Below are 22,926 nucleotides of genomic sequence, written 5' to 3'. Positions count from 1 at the left end.
AGCGGGGGGCCGGCGACTAGCCCCCGAAATACCCATTTAACTGGTAAACGAACAAGCCCACCCCCGCCAAAATCAAGTAAACATTCACCGCCTTGTAGAAAGCAGCGTACCGCTCATCCTCCCGTAAATAAGTGATCAAAAACACGATCGGGATCAACGCCGCCACCTGCCCCAACTCCACCCCGACGTTGAAGCTGACGATCTTAGCCAGGAAGCCACCACCGCCGAGGTCGAACGACTGCAAGCGCGTCGACAGGCCGAAACCGTGAATTAGACCGAACAAGAAAACCATCAGGAGCAAGTCCGGCGACGTCACCCCGAATAGCTTTTTGAAGCCCCCCAAATTTTCGAACCCCTTGTAGAGCACGCTCAGCGCAATGACCGCATCAATCAGGTGCTCGTCCGCCCGCACGCCCAGGTAAGTCGCCCCGATCAGCGTGATGCTGTGCCCGATGGTGAAAACCGTGACGAAACGGACGATGTCCCGCAGCCCGCTCAGGTAAAAGATTACGCCCACCAGGAAAAGCAGGTGGTCGTAGCCGGTCACCATGTGTTTTGCCCCGACGAAGAGGTAGGCAAATAGCCCGCCTTCGGACAGCGTTGCCTGGTCACCGGCGCTAACACCGTGGGCGAACAAGTTCAGGGGCAGCAGCAAAGCAAGTAATGTAAAAAAGCGACCCATCCGGATTTACGACTTGCGGTTGAAGAAGAAAAATAGTGTCCCGACGAGTAGCAGACTCCCCAGCACGTACACGAAAGTAGGTAGCCCGGAATCGTGCGCTTCTTCGTGGCTGTGATCGTGATCGTGATTGGCCCCGACGGCGTGGTCGTGGGATTGGCCGTGGTCGACAGCGAAGGTCAGCGTTGCCCAGTTAGATTCGTGGGTGAGGTCCTCCTCAGCCGCTTCGGTCATATAAATAGTCCGCAGGTGCCAGGTGCCGTCACTGGTGATCGGGACGGTGAGGGTGCCGTCGTCGGCCGTGCGCATTCCGGTGCCGGTGTGTTGGTGGTCTTCGCCTTCCTCGCTATGGGAGTGATCATGATCGTTACCGTGGGCGTGCGCGTGGTCGCTACCGACGAGCACGAGCTGGTCGGCCAGGGGTTCGCCCCGGTATCGGAGCAGAACCACGAGGGAATCCCCCGATTGCAGGTCGTAAGGGTTAGAGCGCGGGATGAATTCAATGGGGTAATCGAGCGGCGTCACCCAGTCGTCGGTGCGGCGCTCGCCGACCTGAAAGATGGTCTTTACGTGCTTGCTGTATTGCTCCACCGCATCCTTGCCCAGGTCACCGTTTTGCCGGCGGGTGGCGAGCATATCGACGACGCCGTCGTGCTCCAGGTAATTGTTGAATGCTTCAGCGGCCATGGCAATGTTGCGCGGGCGGGTAGAGACGCCGGCCACGTAAGTACCCGCCACGCCGGTGGTGATGTGCAGCACGGTCGTGCTGTCGCGCTCGGTCCAGGCGGCGGTGTCGACGGGCATCCGTTGTCCGTTGCCGACGAGGCTCACGTCCTGCATCCGGTTGCGATCGATGGTGTTGTCGCTGCGGTCGAAAGTTCCGTTGTAGAGGAGAATGGTGGCGGCGGTGTCCGGGGCCAGAAAATAGGTGTCCAGCCGGAGGAACATGTCGTGGCTGGAAAGGGCGACCAGGGCTACGAGGCCGAAGATGAATTTTTTCATGGGTAAACGTTGGGGGAGGCCGAAAAACTCACTTACGCAGGCGGAGCCGGAAGGGTTTGGACCGAGCTAAAGGTAAGTTGCCTTTCGCTGAATAACTGATCCAGTCCTTTCTGCGGGCCAAGCGTAATAATTGGGGGCGAGAGGGCGCGGTCGCGGGTGCCCGGATTATTCTAAAGGAGCAAAGTCGATTGGGTAATCCGCACGACTGAAGACCGAGCTCCCCTGCTTTTTCCGTACATGCTGGCACCCGCGTCCGCGCCCACCGCCGCAGGCACCAGCGAAGCTAAAAAAGAAAGGACCCGCCGCAGAGCAACGAGTCCTTATATCGATTAAGATTATGCAGATTAATCCGACGCCACCAGCAAGCGCGAGGCCACGATGAACCGGACGCCCAGCGGTGCTTCGGCCGAAAACCCAGCCCCCCGCCCCGTCGTTACGTCCAGCGTCAGGTGCGTGTGCTTCCAATATTCGTACTGGAATTTCGACATGTAGTATTTACATCCATGCACCTCACCGAGTAATTCATCATTATCGTCGATGAAGAACTCACCGTCCGGAAAACACATGGGCGCGGAGCCGTCGCAGCAACCGCCGCTCTGGTGAAACATTAGTGGACCGTGCTCGGTGCGGAGGGTGTCGATGACTTTTCTGGCGGAATCGGTAATGGTTACTTTGGACATTATTGGTCTGCGGTCTGGGGTCTGGGGTCTATAGTCTTCACTCTATCTTCTTTCCTCCCCTAAAAGAATCCCAGCTTCTCCTTAGAATAAGAAATCAACATATTCTTAGTCTGCCGGTAATGATCCAACATCATCTTATGGTTCTCGCGGCCGAATCCGGATTTCTTGTAGCCGCCGAAGGGCGCGTGGGCGGGGTAGTCGTGGTAGCAATTGACCCAGACGCGACCGGCCTGCACCTTGCGGGCGATGCCGTAAGCTTCGTGCATATCACGCGTCCACAATCCGGCACCGAGGCCGTATAAGGTGTCGTTGGCGATTTCAATCGCTTCGGCTTCGTCCTTGAAGGTGGTGATGCAGACGACGGGGCCGAAGATCTCTTCCTGGAACACCCGCATTTTGTTGTTACCCTTCAGCACGGTTGGTTTGATGTAGTAGCCTCCTTTGAGTTCTTCGACGTAAGCGGGTTCGCCGCCGGTGAGAACTTCGCAACCTTCTTCCTTACCGATCTCGATGTACCTAAGAATCTTCTCGTACTGATCGTTACTGGCTTGCGCGCCCATCATGGTTGCGGGATCGAGGGGGTGACCCATTTTGATGGCTTCGACGCGTTCGATAAACCGTTCGACGAACTTGTCGTAGATGGATTCGTCAACGAGAATGCGGCTCGGGCACGTGCAAACCTCCCCCTGGTTGAGGGCAAACATAGTGGCACCTTCGAGGCACTTGTCGAAGAAATCATCGTCGGCGTCCATGACGGACTTCATGAAGATGTTCGGGCTCTTGCCACCGAGCTCCATCGTGACGGGGATGATGTTTTTGCTCGCGTACTGCATGATGAGCTGACCGGTGGTCGTCTCGCCCGTGAAAGCTACTTTGCAGATGTCCGGGTGGCTGGCCAGCGGTTTACCGGTCTCGACGCCGAAGCCATTGACGATGTTGAGTACGCCGGCGGGCAGGATGTCGCTGATCATTTCCATCAGGATCAAGATGCCGACGGGGGTTTGCTCGGCGGGCTTCAGCACGATGCAGTTACCGGCGGCCAGGGCCGGGGCGATTTTCCAGGTAGCCATCAGGATGGGGAAGTTCCAGGGGATGATCTGCCCGACGACGCCGAGCGGTTCCCAGACGTTCATCGAAACGGTGCTACTGTTGAGCTCGCTCACGCCCCCTTCTTCTGCGCGGATGCAACCGGCGAAGTAGCGAAAGTGGTCTACGGCCAGTGGCAGATCGGCGGCCATGCTCTCGCGGATGGACTTACCGTTATCCCAGGTTTCGGCGCGGGCGAGGGTTTCGAGGTTGCCCTCCATCACTTGCGCGATCTTGAGGAGCATATTGCTGCGTTCGGTGGCCGAGGTGTTGTTCCAGTGGTCGGCGGCCTTCCAGGCGGCGGCAACGGCTTTGTCCACGTCCGCTTTCTTAGAGCGGGGGATGCGGGTGAAAGAATTCCCGTCGACGGGGGAAACGTTGTCGAAGTATTCGCCGTCAGCGGGTGGGGTCCATTCGCCGCCAATGTAATTTTCGTACTGGGCTTTGAATTTAGGTTTGGTTAGGGTTGGCGCGCTGGTGGTGGCGGTACTCATGAAAATTAGTTTTAAAGATTTGGGTGCAGCGAATTACGCTACAATTACAATAAGGGAATATAGGTCATGACGGTCATTATTCCAAATAACTAACGCATTGATTTAATAATCGGACTTGTGCAACTATATTTTTGCTACAGGAAGACAATAGCGTAAGTAGAAAGTGTTTCAGTTTATCCGAAAAAGCACACTACTGGACATTTTCAAATCGGACGCTTGGAGGACTCGAAACCCTTCGCTACGCTTTAGTTTCGAGACGCTCCAAGGTTCCAAAAACCTATTTGAGGACCTTGGAGCGTCCTCTGCCGTGAAGCCGAAGGCGTAATTATTGAGGTCCTCCAAGCGTCTGGGGAAAGTGTCCAGTAGTATGCCGAAAAAGGCCTTTCTGTGTTTTTGTGCTTTTGTGGCTAAAAATTATACGTAACACCAGTACCTAGAGCACGTGGTGACTTCGCTATTTAAAGATCAAAAGTTTTCCCATCCAAATACCGCCTCCGATAAACCTGAATCCGCATCCGGTGGTGCCGCTGTAGGATGATGGGGTACAGATTAAACACCACATTAATTAATAAAGCAAAAATCCCAACCGCAAACGCGCCGACGATAATTAGGCGAATACTAATCAGGGTAATAAACGCCAGCGGTAGCAAGTGGCCAAATTCAGACTTTCTCGATTGCCGGTCTAAATTCTCCACCCCTGCCTTAGTCCCATCAAAATATTTGCCACGCTGTTGCGGACTACGCCAAAACGTGGCGAGCAGCGCTTTCCTGAATTTGTCGACGGACAGGGCTCGATAAACTTTCTTAAGCGTCCTCGGCTTGCGCACCCGGTAATAGGCCTCCGGAAGTAACTTTTGTGTGGAGAAAGCAAACCCCGCGAAAGCAAACACCCCGGTGACGAACAGATTAATCATCACCGCTAACAAAACGTGCAACCACCACGGCACGTCGAGGCTGCCGTCGATCCCCGTAGCCATTTGGTACGACTGGTAGATCAGGAAAATCGACGCTAGCGACAGCAGTGTTTTCTTGACGATCATTTCTTTTTGTCGGTCAAGTTAACGAACGGTGCCTTAGCATCCGCACCGATTGATCTTCAGCGAAGCAAAGCACAAAAGTGTGAGATACACGCTCAAACATCTCGCCGCGGGCTAGGGTCCACGCCGCGCATGTATTCCGCCCGGCTTTCCGGCAGCACGTGCTTCAACCAGATGCCCACCAAATTCCCCTGCGCTGCCTCGGAGTGCCTTATCTCCCAGTACCGATCCATATTGACTTTCGAATTCGCCGAGTAATCTACTACTGGAGCGGGATAATTTAAATCATTCAATCCGTACATCGACTGCTCCATCGCCGTCATGCGGTAGGGGTAATGACAAAAAGGCGCGGGGATGGTTCTCAGCTCCGGTATCCATTGGTGGACGAACGCGCCGTCCGCATCGTATTTATCGCCTTGCGTATAAGGATTATAATTACGCGGCGGGTGGTAACCCGTCAGGCCGGCCTGCATTTGAAATTGCCCATAATGGATGCCCGGTTCGTAATCCAGAAAAAGGCTACCGAGGAAGGTGGCGATCGGCCGCCAATCGAGCCAACAAACAAAGGTCGCAAAGGTAACGAGCATGGCGCGCGAACGGAAGTTGATCCAGCCCGTCGCCTTCAGGCAACGAATGTTCGCGTCGATGATCGGGAAGCCGGTGCGGGCGTTCTTGAAGGCGTCCAGGAGGGCGTGGTCGCTGGTGCGGTGTAACTCCAAGAAAGCAAGGTTGATGGGCCGGCCCTCGATCTGCCACTCCGCCTCGAGTTTCTGGAAATAGTGCGCCCGCCACCAGAGCCGCTCGCGAAACATCTTGAGGTCGTAGGCCCACGCTGGGTGCTCCGTAGCGACCCGCTTCGCCCACTGGAACACTTGCCGGACGGACACGCACCCGTAAGCCAGGTACGTACTCATCCGACTACAGCTCGTCCGGCTCAGGGTCGGGCTGCCCAGTTTGTACGCGTACCATTTCCCCCGCTCGGCGGTAAAGGATCGGAGGTAGCGCCAGGCGTTCGTTTCCCCGCCGGGTTGAAAGTTGGTGTCCGTAACGTAGATCGGTTCGTAGTAGCCCGGTTTGGTTGGGGATACGGCTATTTCCGTTTGTGCCTGAGTAAAGTCGGTCGTGAATCCATCACTAACCACGGCGGTCGGTAACATGAGGGTTTCATTCCCAAAAACCTGGCTCTTATCGTCCACGCCCGGCACCGGCGGCCGCGCCAAAAAATCGTCTACGTGTTCGCCAAATCCATTACGATGTTTGCGGCCCCGAATGGCGGCGTCCTGCACGGATTCAATCACATCAATACTTCGGTCCCGGCAATAATTAAATACTATTTTATCGCGGTCGAACGTCAGCTTGTGCCCCGTCTCCTGGTGGCAATAAATAGTATTTATTTTATTATTTAAATTAATTGCCTCCAGTGCCTCCGTGACTTCCCCCCACCAGGAAACGACCGGCCAGCCGCGACCGCGCAAATCCTCCAGCGACTGCGCCACGAAGCGCCAGTGCCGCGGCGATTGCTTCGGCGAGGCCATGATCGACGGCTCGAAACAATACAGCATGACGAAGGGCAAACCCGCCGCGACGGCCGCCGCCAGGGGCGCGTGATCGCGCGTCCGCAAATCCCGCTTGAGCCAGACGATGTTGATGATTGGTTTTTCCACGCCCGGTAGGAACGGTGTGGCGGCGCTAGGGTTTACACGCTTTACTAACCTGTTGCTTGACTGACCTCCCGCGGCACCTTTTTTACCACAAAGTACACGAAGAGCACAAAGCGCGTTACTGCTCTGTGCTCTTTGTGTACTTTGTGGTAGAAAAAGGCCAACCTGGTCAACAGGATTAATCACTCACTACCGCACCAACTTAAACGTTGCATCCGCCGCCTTCAGCACGTAAGTGCCCTTTACGGAAGCAGACAAATCGACTCGGTCGCCCCGGCCCTCCGTCACCAGGCGGCCACCAGCGTCGAATACTGAGAAATCTACGGTCTCGCTCAGATAGAACACACCGCTGCTGGAAGGATTAGGGCTCACTTTTAGTCCCGTCCGATTAGGAGAATTCGTAGAAGTACTATTCTTAGTGAAACGCCACCAATCGAAATTAAATAAGTCTCCTTCGCCGCCACGGAACAATAAGATTACGTTGTGCTTGCCGGAAACATTCGCGACTTCGCCAACCACGTCGCTCCAGCCGCCGTTGGCGGCAACGTCCACGCTACCCACGGCGGTGGTGTTCAGGCTATCTAAATAAATTTCGATGCCGCCGCCGGCTAGGCCCTCCACGCGGGCGGTAAATTCCTTGGCGGAGTCACCGAAGTTGACGCCGCTCAGTTCGATCCAATTGCTGTCGCTGACGGAAGTGACCATCCGGCCCGAGGAATCGTCGGTGGAAACGAGGGTTTCGATGCCGCCGTCGGGAGCTAAATAGTTCTGGCGCCACATCGTTTCGGCTTCGACGCGCACGAAGGGGCCCAGATCCGCCCGCTGCGTCACGGGGCCACCGGTGGGGACGACCTGGATGATGTCGCCGTTATCCGCGTAATTAAGTTCGGCCAGGTTCACGGTCCGTTGCCGGCCCCATTCTTCCACGCCGCGCCGCTGGGCGACTTCCCGGTTGTGGTAGGCGATGTAGTCCTGCCCCTGAAAAGTGAAGATGCCGGCGTGTTGGTTGGAGCGGGAATTAAATTCGACGCCATCGCGCAGCACCGTGCCCTTGAATTCGAAACCGGTGAGCGGGTTGTCACTAACCAAATAATCGATCCGCGGAGAAACGAGGCGGGCGTTGTGGAAATAGGAAAAATAGTATTTCTTCACGCCGGCGGCGTTGACGTGCGTGTGCATCCACGCGCCTTCAAACAGGCCTTTTGCTTCGACGATCAGGTCGGACTTGGGTTCCACCGAGATCAGGTCGTCGTTCAGGGGCATTGCGCGGCCGAGGAATTTTTCGGCGTCGGTGCCGTCTTCTTTGAGGCGGCCACCACCGAGGTAGATGTATGCTTTGCCGTCATCGTCGATGAAGGCCGTCGGGTCGAATACCCACGGCGTGGAATACTCCAGCGTGGGTTTGGTAATCATCGGTTCGCCCCGCGGGTCGGTGAAGGGGCCGGTGGGGTTGTCGCTGGTTGCGACACCCGTCCAGGCATTACCGTTGCCGTAGTACATAAAGAACTGCTTGAGACTATCGCTGTAGATCACGCTCGGTGCCCACGCGAATTTTCCGTAGTCGCCGTCGAGGTCTTCCGGCACTTTAAATACTTCGCCGTGGTCCGTCCAGTTGACCATGTCGGCCGAGGAGATGCACGTGATGTCGTTCATTTTGTAGCCTTGCTGGCCGTCGAGATCGTGGGAGGCGTAGATGTACGTCCGGCCCTCAAACTCGATGGGGCTGGGGTCGGCGGTGTAGCGCTGGCTGATGAGGGGGTTCTGGGCGCTGACGCGGGTGCCGGGTTGGTGCGGAAGCGGAGCGCCGAGTAGGAGCCAGGTGAGCTGGATAAGTAGTAAAACGAAATTCGATAAACGCATGATGATTTTCTTTAAAATTGACGGAACGAAATAAGGAGCTGACGCTACGCAACCGGATCATGCCACATAAACACAAAAACACACAAGAATAAGTAAACGGTGCTTCGGCGTAGCCGTACACCGGTTTTATGCTTTTGTGTTTTGCTGCGCAGTACTTCGTGCTGTGTGGCGAAATAATCTGCGTAACATCAGTAGGGAACTGCAACATAGTTCCAGCCCGTAATATAGCGGGTGACGCGCTTAACCGGAGCTAGCTGAATTATTTATTTCCATTACAATCGATTGGTATTCGAGATAATATTGTTTCAACTTGTTTTCCGCAATTATTCTCCGTATCTATAAGCACCGGAAATCGCCAGCACGTCCCCCCCCCCCCCGAGAGACAAGATTCTGGTGGTTTACTTCTTTCGTAAAGGAGGGGTAGATTAACCTAGTCGAATTATTGTTTGCACAGCGCATAGCTTGGGCCAATAATCTTTCTCTGCCCCACTCGCCCCTGCCCCCCCGATAGCTATCGGGGGACCGCGCAAAACGGTCGTGCGGAACCACTGAACTTCTACTGTCCCAAAAATATTAATCATTATTACTAAAATTTCCGCGTAACCCCAACTTTGTACTAACTTGTCATTGATTAAAAGATGATTATACTGTCAAAATACCATCTTTCAATACATTTAATAAACCGCCCAACAAATTCATCTTAGATGAGACTCGCCAACATACTAGCCTGGGTTTGCGCCCTGACCTTACTTTGCACCACCACCCCACTCTGGTCGCAACGCACCGTTGCCGGCAACGTAAACAGCGACGACGGTGCGCTACCGGGGGCTTTCGTACTCGTCGTGGGCACCACCCGGGGCACGACGACGGATTTTGACGGCAACTACTTAATCGACGTCCTCCCCACCGACACGCTACAGTTCTCCTACATTGGTTACAACAACCTGGAAGTACCCGTCCTTAATCAGGATAGAATAGACGTCAACCTGACCACGGGTAACGATCTGGAGGAAGTCGTCGTGGTCGGTTACGGCACGATGCGAAAATCCGACCTGACGGGCAGCGTAGCTTCGGTCAAAACGGAAGGCATCGACGAAATCCCCCAGGTATCGGTCGGCCAGATTCTGACGGGCCGGGTGGCGGGGGTCAACATCTCCCAGTCGTCGGGGCAGGTCGGGTCGGGCGTATCGATCAGGATCCGGGGCGGTAATTCCTTAAACGGCAACAACGAACCGCTTTACGTGGTGGATGGTTACCCCATCATCAACGACGACGGGGCGTTCGGGGCGGCCGACGTACTCGGCCAACCCAACACGGTGCTCGGTTCGTCGCAGGATAACCCGCCCGGGGCGCTCAACTGGCTTAACCCCGCCGACATCGCCTCCATCGAAGTATTAAAGGACGCCTCGGCAACGGCCATCTACGGATCGCGCGGGGCCAACGGCGTCATCATCATCACCACCAAAACCGGTAAAAAGCGCAAGGGCCAACTAACCTTTAGTACCAGCGCGGGCTTTAGCACGCTGACGAACAGAAACGTGGATTACCTGAACGCCTCGCAGTACGCCACGCTGCGGAACCTACGCGACGAGGCCAACGGCGAGGAACCCCTCTTCAACGGCCGGCCCGACGAGCTAGGCCCTAACGGTCGCATCATCCGCCACACCTTACCGGAGAACCTGGGGGAAGGCACGGACTGGATCGACGCCGTCCTGCAAACCGGCATCACCCAGAACCACTCCCTCGGCTTCACGGGCGGCTCGGACGACGTGACCTACGCGGGCAGCGTGGGCTACCTCGACCAGGAAGGTGCCATCATTAACTCCGGGCTGCAGCGAATTAACACGCGCCTCAACGTCACCGGAAAACTTAAGAGCTGGCTCACGCTGACCAACAACTTCACCTTCAGCCTGGAGGACTCCGACAACGTGGTAGACTCCCGCAACACCGGCAAGAACGGCCCCTGGGCACGGGCGCTGATGACCATCCCCGTGGAACCCGTCTTCAACGAAAACGGCGAGCTCAACGTGGACTACTCCGGCCCGCTGGAATTTCAACTCAACAATCCGGTCGCCACCGCCCAGGGTATTAAAAACAAGTTCAGGACGAATACCTTTCTGGATAACATCTCCTTGAAGGCCACCGTACTCGAAGGCCTGTCGGTGGAGACGCGCGCCTCCGTGTTCTCCAAGCGATTGCTGCGGGACGCCTACTACAATTCTCAGATTACCTCCACCGGCTTCTCGACGGGAGGCTTGGCGGCCAAGAACAGTACGCAGGTACAGTCTTACCTGACCGAAACATTTGCGAGCTACAACAAAAAAATCGGGATCCACGGCGTGAGCGCGGTGGTGGGGTATTCTTACCAGACGACGACTTCGGAGCGGATCAGCCTGGGAGCTTTCGGCTTTCCGAACGACGATTTGTCGAACGAGAGTTTTCAGTCCGGCACCTCCATTCCCAGCGAGACCTTTAAGGTGCGGGACCTGCTCTCTTCGTACTTCGGGCGGATCAACTACACGCTGCTCGACAAGTACCTGTTCACCTTTTCGGGGCGGGCGGACGGCTCGTCGAAGTTTGGCCGGAACAATCGGTGGGCCTACTTCCCCTCCGCCGCATTTGCCTGGAAGTTGGACCAGGAGGATTTCGTGCAACAGCTCGCTGTGTTCGACAAACTGAAGTTACGGGCCAGCTACGGCGTGACGGGTAACCAGAGCATCAGCTCGCTCCAAACCATTCCGCTGCTAACGACGGTCAACTACCCCATTGGCGGTGGCGTGGCGGTCGGCGCGCGGCCCGGCTCCATCGGCAACCCCGACCTGCGCTGGGAGACGACAAATCAGTTTAATCTGGGTATCGACGCGGGTTTTGCGGCCGGGCGGTACACGCTTAGCCTGGACTACTACAACAAGCGCACCAACGACTTACTGCAGCAAGTACCGGTGCCGATCAATTCCGGCTTCGGTTTGAAATTCGACAACCTGGGCGAAATTTCCAACGAGGGATTCGAAGTAGAATTTTCCGCCATTGTCGTCAACAAGGCACTGAAGTGGGACATGTCCGGCAATTTCGCCACGAACGAGACGCGGCTCATCAGCCTCGGCCAGGGGGAGGCAAATATCTTGCGGCTACGGCCACCGGGGATCACGGCGGCGTACGACGGCAGTGGGGTCGCGCTGGTGGAAGGAGAAACGCCCGGGGTTTTCTACGGTTACCGGCGGCAGGGCGTCTGGACGTCGCAGGAAGAGATCGACGCTAACGCTAGCCTGTCGACCGCGACGGTTGGTTCCCAACGCTTCCGAGATTTGAACGGGGACGGTCAGATTACCGCGGCCGACGAAACCATCATCGGGGACCCGAACCCGGACTTCACGCTGGGTTGGAGCAACAACTTCAGCTACAGGGGCTTCGATTTGGCCATCCAGCTCCAGGGTGTGTTTGGTGGTGATATTTTTGACATCCAGCGTGGGATCTCCGAAAACCCGGACCTGATCAACAACGTGCTGGCCACGACGCTGGACTACTTCGACCCGGTTGCGAACCCGGGCGGGCAGTACGCCGCGCCGGGGCAGATCTCCGGGGCCTACAATTTCCAGGATTCCTGGGTGGAGGACGGCAGTTTCGTGCGGTTGCGCAACGTTTCGCTCGGGTATAACTTCCGGGACCTCAAGGTCATTCAGGGCCTGCGCATCTACGTGAACATGGTTAACATGTTTACCTGGACGAACTACACCGGCTTCGACCCAGAGGTCAACTCCTTCGGCCAGAGTAATCTTTACCGCAGCATCGACGTAGCGACGCTGCCTACCTTTAAGACCGTCACTTTCGGCCTTAACGTAAACCTTTAAACAATACCGTAATGAACTATTCAATCAAAGCTTTTTTCGGTGCGCTGTTATTTTTGGGACTTACCGTAAGCTGTAGTGCCGACCTGGAGGAAGAAGTATTCTCCCAGGCTTCCCCCACCGCTTATTTTAATTCACGGGGCGACGTACGCACGGCCCTGAACGGCATGTACGATCCAATCCAGCAGTGTTGCGGCAGCTATTCGCAGGGGCGCTCCTTTTTGCTCAATACGGTCATTGACGAGGGGACCATGCTGGCGGGCAACTGGGGCAACTACGAAAAGCTGATTTATACGGCGACCAGCAATGGGGAGCCCAACAACATCTGGGCCAGCAACTACCTGAGCATCAACGCGGCTAATTTCGTGCTGGAAAACGAAGACAAGATCCGGGCGCTGGACGGCCCCGCCGGCACCTTCGCCAATTCCGCCCTGGGGGAAGCCGCTTTTCTACGGGCGGTGGGTCATTTTGATAACGTAAGGATGTGGGGCGCGGTGCCACTGCGTACGAGCGTGGCCAAAACAACCGCCGAGCTTGATATCCCCCGGTCAACCGAGGCGGAAGTGTACGCGCAAGTGCTGGCGGACTTCACGTTTGCGGCGGCAAATCTACCCGAAGCACCGACCGAGACGGGCCGCCCGAGTAGTTGGTCGGCGAAAGCTTACCTGGCCAAGGTTCACCTGACGCTGGGGGACTTCCCCGCGGCGGTCTCCTTCGCTCAGGACGTGATCGACAACGGGCCCTACGAATTGGTGACCCCGTTCGCCGCGGTTTTCGACGTGACCAACGAAAACAACGCCGAGGTAATTTTCGACATCCAGTACGCGCGCGTCAATCTGGAAGGCTCGCGCATGGCGCAGTTGTCCACGGGAAACAATACCGCGTTTACCGCCTTCGGGCGGGGAGGCTGGGGCTTGCAAATTGCCGAGACCCAGTTGTTCGAGAAATACCTCGAAGTGGACGACCGGCGGGCCACGACCTTTTCTTCCCTCCTCCCCCACCCGACCAACGGGTTTTACTATTACGGGAAATGGCGGGACCCGCAGGGCGTTTCCATCGACGGCCACGAGAACAACTTCATCGTCTACCGCTTTGCGGACGTTCTGCTCATCCACGCCGAAGCGCTGAACGAGGTGAACGGCCCGACGCCCCAGGCTTACGCCGCCATTAACCAGGTAAGGACGCGGGCCGGTTTGGCGGGTCTGGAAGCGGGCGGGAGCAAGGAGCAGTTTCAGGACGCCGTTCTTTACGAACGACATTTGGAGCTTGCGCTGGAGCAACACCGCTGGTTTGACCTGAAACGTACCGGTCAGCTCAAAGCTTCCCTGATCGCGGCCGGAAAGCCGTGGGACGATCGCTACCTGTTGTTCCCGATCGGCCAGCAGGAACTGGACATCAGTTCGCAGCTGGTGCAGAACCCGGGGTATTAATTACTGATACTACGCAGATTATTTCGCCACATAGCACGAAGTACTGCGAAGCAAAACACAAAAGCACAAAATCGGTGTACGGCTATGCCGAAGCACCGTTTACTAACTCTCAAGTTTATGTGGCATAATCCGGTTGCGTAAGGTCGGTTAATAACCTGGGGCCTCATTACGCCACGCCAACTCCGGCGGTAGCACGGAAGCTTTTTCTTCGCTTCGCCATGAGTTCAACTAAGAGGTATTAACTCTCTAGTCAGGTAATTCCCAAAAACCCGGCACCCGCGACCGCGCCCAATTACTAATACCAGAACTCGTCACGCACCAGTCCCCGGTGCGTGCATAAATTCATCAGCCCCCTCCGGTTAACCTTCCAGCATAAATCAATTTAATGAAACCACGATTAATTTTTTGGCTCCTCCTCCTGACCTCCCTCACCGCCACCGCCCAGATTAAGCACGGCCTGCGCGACGACGCCGGGCGCCACGTGATCCCCCGCGGTTTCGTCGTCAACACCAACCAGGGGCAGCGGCAAATTTCTTTTAATTCGGACGATTACCTGCGCATGGTGCGCCTCGGTGCGAACGCCCAGACGATCCGGCTGGAGCTCGGCCGGATCAGCACCTTCCCCGGCGGCAGCGTGGAACCGGCGTACCTCGCAAAACTGGATTCGCTCGTCGACCTGGGCCGCCACGCCGGGATGCAAACCGTGTTTAAGCTGACGGTCTACGGCGTGGAGGAATTCGAGTGGGAAACCTTTTGGCTCAACGAAAAGGACGAATACGCCACCTACATCGAGGCCTGGAAAATCATTTGGAACCGGTACGCGGACGAGCCTTCGGTGCTTGGCTACGACATCGTCAACGAACCCCGGAAGCTCACGATGGACATTAGTTACGACGAACTCACGCGCCAGTATTTAATCCCGCTTTACCAACGGATTATCGACGAGAGCCAGCGGATCAATCCGGACAAGAAGATACTGTTCCAGTCGATTTTCATGAACAAGGGGGAGGGAATCGACAACAACCAGTACGCCGAGATCACCGCCCCGATCAACCGAAAAAATATCCTGTTCGCCCCGCACATCTACCAGAACGACATCGACTTCATCGCACCGGTGATGGACCGTTTCGACGAAGAATCCGACCTACTCGAAGCCCCCATCTTCATTGGCGAGTGGGGCTTCCCGACCTTTGCGTCGACGGACACGACCGTCGAGGGGCGGCTCGGCCAACTCAGTTACCGCGAGCTCTACGTCCGCACCGCCGAGGTCTTCGACCGGATGGGCATCGGTGCCATCAAGGCCTGGTTCCTGGGCAGCCGCAACATGCAGAATTTCCTGGCGGGCGGCCCTTCTACCTGGGCGATTTTCACCGACGAGTCGGACGCAGGCACGGCGGAGCGGAAGTACATCACGGACGTGATTGCCCGGCCCTTCCCGCAGGCCATCGCCGGAGACATCCAGTCGTTTATGTTTAACCACGCGACGCGGACGCTCGACCTGAAATTGATCTCCGATAACGCCAAGGGTGGTTCTACGTTATTCATCGGCGCTAACCGACACTACCCGGACGGGTTTTCCGTGCTGATCGGCGACGATTTGGTCCTCTACCACGACCCCATCGGTAGCGGGGGGCTGGAGGTACACCGCAGCCCCGCCACCGTCAGCGCGGCGGATTACGTTTGGGACGAGCGGCGGCAAAAGCTGTTGATCGCGCGGTGGCCAGCAGACGGGGCCTTGGTGCACGTCCGGATCGTGCCCGGCGTCCGGAATTTTGACGTTCCCGTAAGAAAAGGAGGTCGGTAGACGTTCGACTCTAGTAAAGAGGGGGCGAACAACGCCCCCCAACCCCGGTTGAAACGATTTTCGTAACGAGGCCCAACAATTATCTTAAACGCTAGTTGTACTGCCTAAACCAACTACACTATGAAACTATTCACTCCCCTCCTGCTCCTGGCTTTCCTCGCGTTCTCCTGTGGAGACAACGCCGACACTACGGTTGACGACACCATGGCGGACGTCGAGACCACCACCATCGTCGAGGACAACCAGCCCGACCCCATGATCGGCGGCACCATTGACGCCGTACAGTCTACCGGTGGCGACATCACTGCCCTCCCCGCCGGCGCGGCCGTATCCAACATCGACGGCTGGATCAGCAAGCTGAGCTCGATGGACGGTACCGACGGCATCGTTAACGAACTACAGTCCCTCAAGACCGAACTTACCTCCGGCAACATCGACGGTATGAAAGTATCCGGTATCCTGTCTTCCCTCGCGACCAGCACGCGGAGCATGGAGTCCAAGGCCCCCGGCCTCGGTACCATCGCCAGCGCCCTGCAGGCCGGTGCGGATAAGCTCGGTGGCATGTAAGACCCGTGAGTTGGCGATCAATCGCAGCTCCGGATTTTACCCGAACAGACTTGAAAAGATCGACGGAACTCCGGTTTCGTCGGTCTTTTTTGTTGTGGGTACCTGGTTTAAGGCAAAGGGTTATCTGATCATCCCAGCACGACACTCGATGCAGTATGAGAACTGGTAAGCCGAAATAAGTGCACGTCTTTCCGTTGGATGCTTAGGCACCCAAAAACACCTGACCGACGGGCAAGGGCCCGCTTAAATATAAAGATGTGCAATGGGTAGTCAACTCATACTTAGCACAACAAACACTAGTCCGCCCCCTAACAAGCCGCAGCCAAATGACTGTTAATTTATTGGTTTTCAGTAATTTAGGGCGATTTATTACGAACCTTACGTACGCGCCGTAGTTCTACAACTAAACCAACAACAACCAACTTATGAAATTTTTAGCTCCCCTCCTCCTTCTGGCCTTTTTGGCCTTTTCCTGCGGCGACACCACGCGCACCGCAGCCAATAACCCAGGCACCGACATGACTGACGCCGAGCCCACCGGCGACGTGAAGGCAACCATCGATGCCGTACAATCCACCGGTGGTGACATCACCGCCCTGCCCGCCGCCGCCGCCGTTTCTAACATCGACGGTTGGATTAGCACGCTCGGTGCCATGAACGGTACCGACGGTATCGTACGCGACCTGCAATCACTCAAGACGGAACTTTCCGCTGGCGCCATCGACGGTGACAGAGTTTCCGGACTGTTATCCTCCCTCGCCACCTCAACGCGCAGCATGGAGTCAAAGGCTGCCGGTTTGGGTACGCTGGCTAGTGCACTGCAGGCTGGTGCTGATAAGTTAAGCGGCATGTAAGCTTAGTTAACAGATTACCCTCGCCATCCGTGGCGAACCAATGACCGGGGATCGGGAGGAACAGTTGTTCCCCCGGTCCTCGGTTTTTTTATGGCCAGTTTCACCCTAACTAGCGCTCGACTAGTTGAGATGATCATTTGCTCATCACCAGCCCCCAACGCTTTGCTTATGTAATTTACCCGGCACCCGCGTCCGCGCCAAAAGGTGATGATGCGCGGGCGCCCCGACTAAGTGCGGGACTCGCTATGGCTTCGCGGGTGCCGAGTGGTGCCGGAGAGGAGCCGTGAAATCACTTGGCAAATGCGGTCCCGATTCAAAATACCTCGAACACAACGTGCCGAATTAACGATTTCTTAAGACAAACTCGTCCGGCATATGCCGGGGAACCACTTAAAAAAATCAATCCTTATGATTCCAGTCTCACCCCGCACCACCACGTCCACCCCCGCCGAATACGCTGCCTTCAGCCGCGTCCGCTGGGGAGCTATTCTTGCCGGCGCCCTGGTTGCGCTCGTCGTTACCGTAGCCCTTAATCTACTTGGCCTCGGTATCGGTTTTGCCAGCATCAACCCAACGACGGAGGCGAATCCCTTCTCCGGCATCGGCATCGGTGCCATCATTTGGTACGTCGTGGCCAGTCTGATCGCGTTGTACGCCGGTGGCTTCGTGGCCGGTAAGATGAGCGGATTCCCAAAAGCGAGCAACGCCGGGCTACACGGTTTGCTATCCTGGGCGTTATTCACGCTCGTATCGCTCTACCTCTTTACGACCGCCGTGGGCCGCGTCGTCAGCGGCGTAGGGTCAGCCATCAGTAGTGTCACCTCTGGCGTGACGAACGCCGTGGGTGCCGCCGTTCCGAATAATTTGGACGCCAAGATCGGTGACCTGATCGACCAGAATACCAACACCAACATCACGTTCAGCGACATCCGCAACGAAGCCTACCAACTCCTCGAAGACACGGACAAAGCTTCGCTGGACCCCGACAATCTCCGTCAGGACGCCAACCAGGTCGGTAACGCCGCCCAACGCAACGCGGACGACGTAGCCAACAGCCCTTACGCCGCCGGCAAAGAAATTAACGGTGTGCTGGACCGTATTCAGGCCAAGGGCGGCAAAGTCGTCGACGCCGCCGACAAGGACGCGTTCATCAACGTGCTCGTTAACCGCTCCGACATGAGCGAAGCCGAAGCCCGCGATGCCGTCAATGGCTGGAGTAGTCGCATCGAGACGCAGGCTAATAAGATTTCCAGCTCCGTCGAGCAGGGCATGGAGCAAGCCGGTGAAACGGCTAAAGTGGTCGGTGGCGACGTTGCCGACGGACTCAGCACGGCCGCGCTGCTTGGTTTTGTCGGGTTGTTGCTCGGTGCCTTGGCTGCCTACTTCGGTGGCGCTAGTGGTCGGCAGCACGATTTGACGCTTACGCCGGGGGATACGGTTAATGCTGGGCAGGTTTAGTGATCCGTTCATTATTAGGACTAGTTGGGGCTCGCCGGTTGGCGGGCCCTTTTTTTTATTGATAATTTGGCGCGGACGCAGGTGCCGGGAATTGGTTAGGCACCGTGTTCTTGGGCGGGGCAAGTATACTGTTTAGGTACTGAAAGTATTATGCTCGTCGGGGCGTAAATGCTACTTTTCATTCCCGAAGGATCAATTCAAGTGAGGCGGGGCGTTAGGCGAGTAGGTCACCGTCCCGTCTTTCAATTCCCGAAGGATCAATTCAAGTCGGAAATCGTAAGGTTAGCCGGAGGATTGGACACCACTTTCAATTCCCGAAGGATCAATTCAAGTCATCAATACCATCCCGGCCCGGAGTGCCAGACCCCCCTTTCAATTCCCGAAGGATCAATTCAAGTACGAAGCGCAAATGGCACTCCGAAGCATCCGCACCACTTTCAATTCCCGAAGGATCAATTCAAGTCGCGAGAACTCCGCCGCCCGCCCGGATAAGTCCGTCTTTCAATTCCCGAAGGATCAATTCAAGTTTGGTGATGTCGCCGGCCATGGCGTCGGTCGCTTTGACTTTCAATTCCCGAAGGATCAATTCAAGTCTAGTGGCGACCTACGCTACAAAAAGGTACCCAACGACTTTCAATTCCCGAAGGATCAATTCAAGTCCGGACGAATAAGGGAAGCGTAGCTAATGCCACCACCTTTCAATTCCCGAAGGATCAATTCAAGTGAACACGCTTGCTACCGAGCACCCCGGCCTCGCCCGCTTTCAATTCCCGAAGGATCAATTCAAGTTAAAGTGCTCAATTTCAACCCGGCTGATGATATCTTCTTTCAATTCCCGAAGGATCAATTCAAGTTTAATGGCCTGAGACATATTGCTACCTACCAAATTACTTTCAATTCCCGAAGGATCAATTCAAGTTCATTGTTCCCGGTGAAACTACTGTTGAGTTTTTCCCTTTCAATTCCCGAAGGATCAATTCAAGTCAGTTTCGATGATAACACCGAACAGAGCGAGATTTTCTTTCAATTCCCGAAGGATCAATTCAAGTCTAAAAACAGATTTACCAGCCTTCTAACTTCATTGCCTTTCAATTCCCGAAGGATCAATTCAAGTCCGCAATGATCGATGAGATGATGAAGGACGAGGCGACTTTCAATTCCCGAAGGATCAATTCAAGTCATGACTACCGATTCCATAATCTTCTTTCTGATCTTCTTTCAATTCCCGAAGGATCAATTCAAGTTGAATTTGAGACCGATTTGCCGCAATAGCCACCATTCTTTCAATTCCCGAAGGATCAATTCAAGTAGTCGTTGCCCACGTCAGTTTCTTATCCAGGTTTTCCTTTCAATTCCAGAAGGATCAATTCAAGTCAACGCCAGTCAGAAAGAAACCACCTACAAGATGAACTTTCAATTCCCGAAGGATCAATTCAAGTACGGCCAACGTGAAAATTAGTCATCCCTGTAGCCATCTTTCAATTCCCGAAGGATCAATTCAAGTAGCATGGACACAGGAACATCACCCATAGCGCAGTAGCTTTCAATTCCCGAAGGATCAATTCAAGTCGGTTGCAAAATGAGTTGCGAAGTGTGTCAGTGCCAGCTTTCAATTCCCGAAGGATCAATTCAAGTCAATGCGCCAAGTTGTGGCACATAAAGAAGGGAAAACTTTCAATTCCCGAAGGATCAATTCAAGTTAGCCTAGATATACTTACGCTTCATTGCTGTCAGCAACTTTCAATTCCCGAAGGATCAATTCAAGTCTGCTTTGTCTGCTACAATTGCGCGAATTGGAATGTTCTTTCAATTCCCGAAGGATCAATTCAAGTTCCAGGCGGAAGAGGAACGGCAACGACTACGCGCCCTTTCAATTCCCGAAGGATCAATTCAAGTCCGGCTGGCTGGCCACCAATGCCTGGGAGAAAGGGCTTTCAATTCCCGAAGGATCAATTCAAGTCTGCCCTCGCCGCCGGTGGCGATCGCTTTCTGCAGTCTTTCAATTCCCGAAGGATCAATTCAAGTTTACAATGACCTTGATGGCGAAGTAGTTAATCTGTTCCTTTCAATTCCCGAAGGATCAATTCAAGTCTTTAAGAGTTTGCGCATTGACGTCAGGGAGGACGACTTTCAATTCCCGAAGGATCAATTCAAGTGTCGTACGCCGCCCCGCAGCTGCTGAGCCCAAACATCTTTCAATTCCCGAAGGATCAATTCAAGTGCCGGAGTCTCTTCTTTCTTACAATCAGCATAAAGCTTTCAATTCCCGAAGGATCAATTCAAGTAAAGGAGACTTACACGCTCGACTTGTGCAAGGAGGCCTTTCAATTCCCGAAGGATCAATTCAAGTGACTACCTCATTACCGATTCGCTGACCATCGAAGGCTTTCAATTCCCGAAGGATCAATTCAAGTCCGGACGAATAAGGGAAGCGTAGCTAATGCCACCACCTTTCAATTCCCGAAGGATCAATTCAAGTCCATATCACGCAACAGCCCCGCGCCTCTTTTTAGGGCTTTCAATTCCCGAAGGATCAATTCAAGTGATGATTTCGTACTCTGCTTCTTGCTCCTCTTGAACTTTCAATTCCCGAAGGATCAATTCAAGTCGAACGTGAACGTAGTCATGGGGTGGGTTTAGGCTTCTTTCAATTCCCGAAGGATCAATTCAAGTCCTTTACATGACGCACGAGCCCAGTATTAGCGCCTACTTTCAATTCCCGAAGGGTCAATTCAAGTCCGGTCTTGCCAACATGGGAAGCCTTGCCGCCGCCCCCTTTCAATTCCCGAAGGATCAATTCAAGTAGCGTTGGCTGGTCGGTGTCTCCTACAACGAAACGACTTTCAATTCCCGAAGGATCAATTCAAGTCGCTGTTTTTTACGTGGTTAAGCACTGAGGTGTACACTTTCAATTCCCGAAGGATCAATTCAAGTTGTATTACGGAGCACCCTCTTGTCTCTATTGCGTGGACTTTCAATTCCCGAAGGATCAATTCAAGTATTAAGCTCTTCCTCGTCGCCGTCCACGAAAGCCCCCTTTCAATTCCCGAAGGATCAATTCAAGTTTGCCTTGGTCTTGTGAAACGATAGATTTGCTTAGCCTTTCAATTCCCGAAGGATCAATTCAAGTGTGGAGAGGCTCCAGTCGAGGTAAGCGCCGGAAAGGCCTTTCAATTCCCGAAGGATCAATTCAAGTCCCATGGCTATGCTTACGATGTGATCGGTATGGTCAGCTTTCAATTCCCGAAGGATCAATTCAAGTTTCGATAGTTTGGCGAGTAGCCGGCCCGGGGCCTTCTTTCAATTCCCGAAGGATCAATTCAAGTTCGGAGTGATTTTTAAAGTTCCAACTTCTTTTTTTTCTTTCAATTCCCGAAGGATCAATTCAAGTCTGGTAGAAATTACCGGCTTCACCGGTGAAATGCCCCTTTCAATTCCCGAAGGATCAATTCAAGTTGGGGATACCGCCCTGGTCGTGGCCGGGGCCGGTGAGCTTTCAATTCCCGAAGGATCAATTCAAGTAAGGTGGAGTCAAGGGCGATACACTATTCAACATTTCTTTCAATTCCCGAAGGATCAATTCAAGTTTGCCGGCTGGCCACGGATTGCAGCTGCCCCAGGTCGCTTTCAATTCCCGAAGGATCAATTCAAGTCTGCCCAACGCCTTCCCGTCAGACAACTCGACGCCGGCTTTCAATTCCCGAAGGATCAATTCAAGTGGCGATAAGCCACCCGGATGAACGCATTTTTAGCCGTCTTTCAATTCCCGAAGGATCAATTCAAGTCGTCAAGTACGACGTCGGGGCCAGGGTCAAGATCACTTTCAATTCCCGAAGGATCAATTCAAGTCAATGATGAAGCTGGGGTGCCGCCAGCCTTTCGATACTTTCAATTCCCGAAGGATCAATTCAAGTTAGGTCTTTGCGGCTCCGTTCCTGCGCGTTTTCTTCCTTTCAATTCCCGAAGGATCAATTCAAGTTGTGCCTTATCTCGGTTACTGCCTCACTAGTCACCTCTTTCAATTCCCGAAGGATCAATTCAAGTCCGCAGTAGAGACTACCCGGCTCTTCGCTAATAAGCTTTCAATTCCCGAAGGATCAATTCAAGTAGGATCCCTCGTAGGCTTTACCGCCGAAACAATCGACTTTCAATTCCCGAAGGATCAATTCAAGTACGCTCCTTTAGCTGGGCGTAGTAGTTCTTAGTCTCCTTTCAATTCCCGAAGGATCAATTCAAGTTTCTCGGGGCTCGGTGGGTCAATCTCGATAAAGGAGCCTTTCAATTCCCGAAGGATCAATTCAAGTGCGTCAAATATAGAACGCCGTACCCGAAGTCGGGCACTTTCAATTCCCGAAGGATCAATTCAAGTCATTCTGTATCGCTCGACCATCTCGATGATGTACATCTTTCAATTCCCGAAGGATCAATTCAAGTCCGACCGTAGGAATGATCGAGCCAGGGGATAGCGG

General features: G+C 54.6%; 13 protein-coding genes and 1 CRISPR repeat array (1 of these 14 running past the window's edge). Of the genes, 6 read left to right on the top strand and 7 right to left on the bottom strand.

What is annotated here, in order from left to right; translation table 11 throughout:
- Positions 1 to 16: 16 nt before the first annotated feature.
- From GGR27_RS05890 to GGR27_RS05860, 7 genes are all read right to left on the bottom strand, one after another.
- Positions 17 to 655 carry a HupE/UreJ family protein gene (locus GGR27_RS05890; protein ID WP_245184465.1) on the bottom strand — a complete coding sequence of 213 codons (639 nt, stop codon included), beginning with the start codon at positions 653 to 655 and terminating at the stop codon, positions 17 to 19.
- Between the two features lie 33 nt (positions 656 to 688).
- Positions 689 to 1,681 carry a DUF4198 domain-containing protein gene (locus GGR27_RS05885; RefSeq protein ID WP_168036495.1) on the bottom strand — a complete coding sequence of 331 codons (993 nt, stop codon included), beginning with the start codon at positions 1,679 to 1,681 and terminating at the stop codon, positions 689 to 691.
- Positions 1,682 to 2,025: 344 nt separating this feature from the next.
- Positions 2,026 to 2,361, bottom strand: a complete 336-nt coding sequence (locus GGR27_RS05880) for a DUF779 domain-containing protein (protein WP_168036494.1) — start codon at positions 2,359 to 2,361, stop codon at positions 2,026 to 2,028.
- A gap of 59 nt (positions 2,362 to 2,420) precedes the next feature.
- A complete protein-coding gene (locus GGR27_RS05875) occupies positions 2,421 to 3,941 on the bottom strand; it encodes an aldehyde dehydrogenase family protein (protein WP_168036493.1) in 1,521 nt (506 codons plus the stop codon).
- A 458-nt stretch (positions 3,942 to 4,399) separates the two neighbouring features.
- Positions 4,400 to 4,981 (bottom strand): glycosyl-4,4'-diaponeurosporenoate acyltransferase CrtO family protein, encoded by a 582-nt coding sequence (locus GGR27_RS05870; protein WP_168036492.1) that lies wholly within the window; start codon positions 4,979 to 4,981, stop codon positions 4,400 to 4,402.
- Between the two features lie 92 nt (positions 4,982 to 5,073).
- On the bottom strand, positions 5,074 to 6,642 hold the full coding sequence (locus GGR27_RS20390; RefSeq protein ID WP_168036491.1) for a cryptochrome/deoxyribodipyrimidine photo-lyase family protein: 1,569 nt from the start codon (positions 6,640 to 6,642) through the stop codon (positions 5,074 to 5,076).
- A 186-nt stretch (positions 6,643 to 6,828) separates the two neighbouring features.
- A complete protein-coding gene (locus tag GGR27_RS05860) occupies positions 6,829 to 8,499 on the bottom strand; it encodes a family 43 glycosylhydrolase (RefSeq protein ID WP_168036490.1) in 1,671 nt (556 codons plus the stop codon).
- Positions 8,500 to 9,203: 704 nt separating this feature from the next.
- Between GGR27_RS05860 and GGR27_RS05855 the strand changes: the two genes are divergently transcribed.
- The 6 genes from GGR27_RS05855 (at position 9,204) to GGR27_RS05830 (ending at position 18,457) form a co-directional block, all read left to right on the top strand.
- Complete coding sequence (locus tag GGR27_RS05855; protein WP_168036489.1) at positions 9,204 to 12,347, top strand: SusC/RagA family TonB-linked outer membrane protein; 3,144 nt, start codon at positions 9,204 to 9,206, stop codon at positions 12,345 to 12,347.
- Positions 12,348 to 12,358: 11 nt separating this feature from the next.
- Positions 12,359 to 13,774, top strand: coding sequence for a RagB/SusD family nutrient uptake outer membrane protein (locus tag GGR27_RS05850; RefSeq protein WP_168036488.1), 1,416 nt, complete (start codon positions 12,359 to 12,361; stop codon positions 13,772 to 13,774).
- 385 nt (positions 13,775 to 14,159) lie between these two features.
- On the top strand, positions 14,160 to 15,578 hold the full coding sequence (locus GGR27_RS05845; RefSeq protein ID WP_168036487.1) for a cellulase family glycosylhydrolase: 1,419 nt from the start codon (positions 14,160 to 14,162) through the stop codon (positions 15,576 to 15,578).
- Between the two features lie 120 nt (positions 15,579 to 15,698).
- Entirely contained in the window at positions 15,699 to 16,145 is a 447-nt protein-coding gene (locus GGR27_RS05840) for a hypothetical protein (RefSeq protein ID WP_168036486.1), read from the top strand.
- A gap of 425 nt (positions 16,146 to 16,570) precedes the next feature.
- On the top strand, positions 16,571 to 16,999 hold the full coding sequence (locus tag GGR27_RS05835) for a hypothetical protein (RefSeq protein ID WP_168036485.1): 429 nt from the start codon (positions 16,571 to 16,573) through the stop codon (positions 16,997 to 16,999).
- Between the two features lie 408 nt (positions 17,000 to 17,407).
- Positions 17,408 to 18,457: a TIGR04086 family membrane protein gene (locus GGR27_RS05830; RefSeq protein WP_168036484.1), complete on the top strand. Its 1,050-nt coding sequence runs from the start codon at positions 17,408 to 17,410 to the stop codon at positions 18,455 to 18,457.
- Between the two features lie 174 nt (positions 18,458 to 18,631).
- Positions 18,632 to 22,926: direct repeats of the CRISPR family, unit length 29 nt; unit sequence CTTTCAATTCCCGAAGGATCAATTCAAGT; it runs 3,936 nt beyond the window's last position.

The sequence above is a fragment of the Neolewinella antarctica genome (assembly GCF_011927835.1).
GTDB classification, from domain to species: Bacteria; Bacteroidota; Bacteroidia; order Chitinophagales; family Saprospiraceae; genus Neolewinella; species Neolewinella antarctica.
Note: the sequence above shows the minus strand (reverse complement) of the source record. Positions and strands in the feature narration are given on the sequence as shown.

Bases quoted from the DNA above. Each gene is read 5' to 3' on its own strand.
- GGR27_RS05885 (WP_168036495.1), bottom strand. From the start codon at position 1,681: ATGAAAAAATTCATCTTCGGCCTCGTAGCCCTGGTCGCCCTTTCCAGC.
- GGR27_RS05870 (WP_168036492.1), bottom strand. From the start codon at position 4,981: ATGATCGTCAAGAAAACACTGCTGTCGCTAGCGTCGATTTTCCTGATC.
- GGR27_RS05880 (WP_168036494.1), bottom strand. From the start codon at position 2,361: ATGTCCAAAGTAACCATTACCGATTCCGCCAGAAAAGTCATCGACACC.
- GGR27_RS05875 (WP_168036493.1), bottom strand. From the start codon at position 3,941: ATGAGTACCGCCACCACCAGCGCGCCAACCCTAACCAAACCTAAATTC.
- GGR27_RS05835 (WP_168036485.1), top strand. From the start codon at position 16,571: ATGAAATTTTTAGCTCCCCTCCTCCTTCTGGCCTTTTTGGCCTTTTCC.
- GGR27_RS05840 (WP_168036486.1), top strand. From the start codon at position 15,699: ATGAAACTATTCACTCCCCTCCTGCTCCTGGCTTTCCTCGCGTTCTCC.
- GGR27_RS05850 (WP_168036488.1), top strand. From the start codon at position 12,359: ATGAACTATTCAATCAAAGCTTTTTTCGGTGCGCTGTTATTTTTGGGA.
- GGR27_RS05855 (WP_168036489.1), top strand. From the start codon at position 9,204: ATGAGACTCGCCAACATACTAGCCTGGGTTTGCGCCCTGACCTTACTT.
- GGR27_RS05845 (WP_168036487.1), top strand. From the start codon at position 14,160: ATGAAACCACGATTAATTTTTTGGCTCCTCCTCCTGACCTCCCTCACC.
- GGR27_RS05830 (WP_168036484.1), top strand. From the start codon at position 17,408: ATGATTCCAGTCTCACCCCGCACCACCACGTCCACCCCCGCCGAATAC.
- GGR27_RS05860 (WP_168036490.1), bottom strand. From the start codon at position 8,499: ATGCGTTTATCGAATTTCGTTTTACTACTTATCCAGCTCACCTGGCTC.